1 protein-coding gene and 1 pseudogene are annotated in these 2861 nt (G+C 60.4%); both read left to right on the top strand.

Annotation, left to right across the window (positions count from 1 at the left end):
* The first annotated feature begins 112 nt into the window (after positions 1-112).
* Positions 113-1255 carry an ISNCY family transposase gene (locus ACT4OC_RS19940; RefSeq protein WP_444840753.1) on the top strand — a complete coding sequence of 381 codons (1143 nt, stop codon included), beginning with the start codon at positions 113-115 and terminating at the stop codon, positions 1253-1255.
* An 820-nt stretch (positions 1256-2075) separates the two neighbouring features.
* Positions 2076-2733 (top strand): annotated as a pseudogene (locus ACT4OC_RS19935) (cbb3-type cytochrome c oxidase subunit I); the annotation flags it as partial.
* Positions 2734-2861 lie beyond the last annotated feature (128 nt).

Below are 2861 nucleotides of genomic sequence, written 5' to 3'. Positions count from 1 at the left end.
ATGTCGGTAGCACACGATATGTCCGGTTTAGGTAGCACACGATCTGTCCGGTATTTTGGCCCTTTTGGTTGGGGTTGGGATGCGCCGGACAGAAGCTCGACAAGGTGTGCGAATGATCAAGTTTCTGGACATTTTGAGCCGGTACGAGGCGTTGGAGTTCAACCAGTTGGAGGCTGCGGAGCTTTTGGGAGTTGGGGAGCGGACATTCCGGCGCTGGTGTCAGCGCTACGAAGAGGATGGCGAAGCAGGATTGCTGGACCGGCGGCTGGGCAAGGCTTCCGGGAAGCGGGTTCCGGTTGACCGGGCGGACGAGGTGGAAGCGCTTTACCGCACGCGCTACGCCGGCTTCACGGCGAAGCATTTTCACGAACACCTGGTGAGGGATCATCGCTTCAACTGGGGCTACACCTGGACCAAGACCTTCCTGCAGTCGAAGGGGCTTTTGGAGAAGGCCCGCCGCCGCGGCGCGCATCGGCGCAAGCGTCCGCGCCGGCCGCTGCCGGGCATGATGCTGCATCAGGACGGATCGCGGCATCAATGGCTTGCGGGGCAACCGATGCTCGATCTGATCGTGACCCTGGATGACGCGACGAGCGCGATCTATTCGGCGTTCCTGGTGGAGGAAGAAGGTACCGCCTCGACCTTCCGCGCGCTTGAAGAAGTGTTTGGCCGGCACGGCCTGCCGTTGAGCCTCTACACCGATCGGGGCTCGCATTATTTTCATACGGCGGCGGCTGGCGGTGCGGTCGACCGCGCGGCGCCGACCCAGGTCGGCCGGGCGCTGGCGCATCTGGGCGTCGAACATATCGCGGCCTATTCGCCGCAAGCCCGGGGCCGTTCCGAGCGCGTCTTTCATACGCTGCAAGACCGGCTGACCAAGGAGCTGGCGTTGGCCGGAATCGCCACGGTGGATGCGGCCAATTTGTTCCTTCGCGATGTCTATCTCCCGGCCCACAACGCCCGCTTTGCCATCAAGCCCGAGCAGGACGGCAGCGCGTTCGTCGCGATTTCGGGCATCGACCTCGGCGAGATTCTTTGCGTGCAGGAGGAGCGTCAGGTCGGCAACGACAACTGCGTGTCGTTCAACCGGTTGAAACTGCAGATCCCGGCAAGTCCCTTGCGTGCGCACTTCGTCAAGGCGCGGGTCAAGGTCCGTCAATACCACGACGGCACCCATGCCATCTTCCACGGCCCGCGTTGCCTCGGTCGCTACGATCGAAGAGGCGCCGCCGTGGACATCCCGATTGCCGCTTAAATCCGCTCGGCGGCGAGCCTGTGGACGGCATGGACAAGTCTGCGACTTGCCCACCCCGCCCACAGGAGAACAAACGCAGACGAAGCGGACATTTGATGTGCTACCAAAACCGGCCAACTTAATTAGCTATCGACACCTCACACACGTCTTATGTCTCGAGTTTGCCAATTGCGAAAATCTCCATTGTGGTTCAATGGCGGATTTGGAAGCCGCCAAACTGGCAAACCTATTGATTTTGGGGAGTTTTCATCGTTCCCATGGGCCGGCCAACAGAGTGGCGGTTGAATCAATGCGAAGGATCACAATTTGAATTCGCTCGGCCTCTACCTCCAGCGCAGCTTCTTGACCGGCCCGACCAGTTCGCTCGAGGTACGCTCTCCAACGGGAACATCAGCGCGCTCTCTCATGTCCAACGAATCTCCCACGGGTTCACTCCCTTGTTCATTCGTTCGGTTACCGTTCGGCCCTGGATAGGCTGCGCTGTCCGCCACCCATGCGCAAGGGCATGGATGTCAATTCTTCGCAGCAGCCGATCTTTGTTTGCGACATTGGCGAACGATCACTCGTCGGCCAGGCAGAGGGTTCGGAGGACGGGGTGGGTTTGGCCTAGGTCGCATTGCGAAGCTTGCAGGCACACCTGGCCCGCCCGAAGGGGCCCGGTAGCCGACTCGCCCCTCGAATCGGCGCTATGAACATCTTTGCATCGCACAAATTGATTCAGATCAAAGAGACCGATGCGGCCAAAGTCGCAGACTGCGTCCTGCGGCCACCACCCACGGCCGCCAATCGCAAAACGATCTCGCCGGAGGAATTCCCCACGATGGACGCCCAATCGATTCCCGGATCGCCCGCCGACCATCCCACCGGTTGGCGTCGCTATCTTTATTCGACCAATCACAAGGACATCGGCACGATGTACTTGTGTTTCTCAATGGTCGCCGGCCTCATCGGCGGGTTTCTGTCCGTCGGCATGCGACTTGAGCTGCAGCAGCCGGGATTGCAGATCTTTGCCACTGGGCACGAGTTCAACGTGTTCGTCACTGCGCACGGCCTGATCATGGTGTTCTTCATGATCATGCCGGCATTGATCGGAGGATTCGGCAACTGGTTCGTCCCGATCATGATCGGTGCGCCGGATATGGCGTTTCCGCGCATGAACAACATCTCGTTCTGGTTGTTGCCGGCTTCAACCACGTTGCTCGTGATATCGCTCTTTCGAGGGAGAGCCCGGCGCCAATGGTGTGGGTGCGGGCTGGACGGTCTATGCGCCGCTGTCGACTTCTGGTCACCCTGGCCCCGCGATGGATTTTGCGATCCTGTCGCTGCATCTCGCCGGCGCCTCCTCGATTCTTGGCGCCATCAACTTCATCACCACCATCTTCAACATGCGCGCACCTGGCATGACCATGCACAAGATGCCGCTGTTCGTGTGGTCGATCCTGGTGACTGCGTTTCTGTTGCTGCTGTCGCTGCCGGTGCGTATCCATCCGGCGAAGGCCGCGGGGAACCTGAGCTTGCGGGGTTGCGGCGTTCAATGGGGATGGAACAATCCGTCGGATCTCAGTGTGTCGATCGCCTCAGCGAGAGTGAGGCCGCGATGGAGGCA

The organism is Bradyrhizobium sp. (genome assembly GCF_052389815.1).
Taxonomy (GTDB): domain Bacteria; phylum Pseudomonadota; class Alphaproteobacteria; order Rhizobiales; family Xanthobacteraceae; genus Bradyrhizobium.
This window is presented reverse-complemented; position numbering and strand designations above follow the sequence as displayed.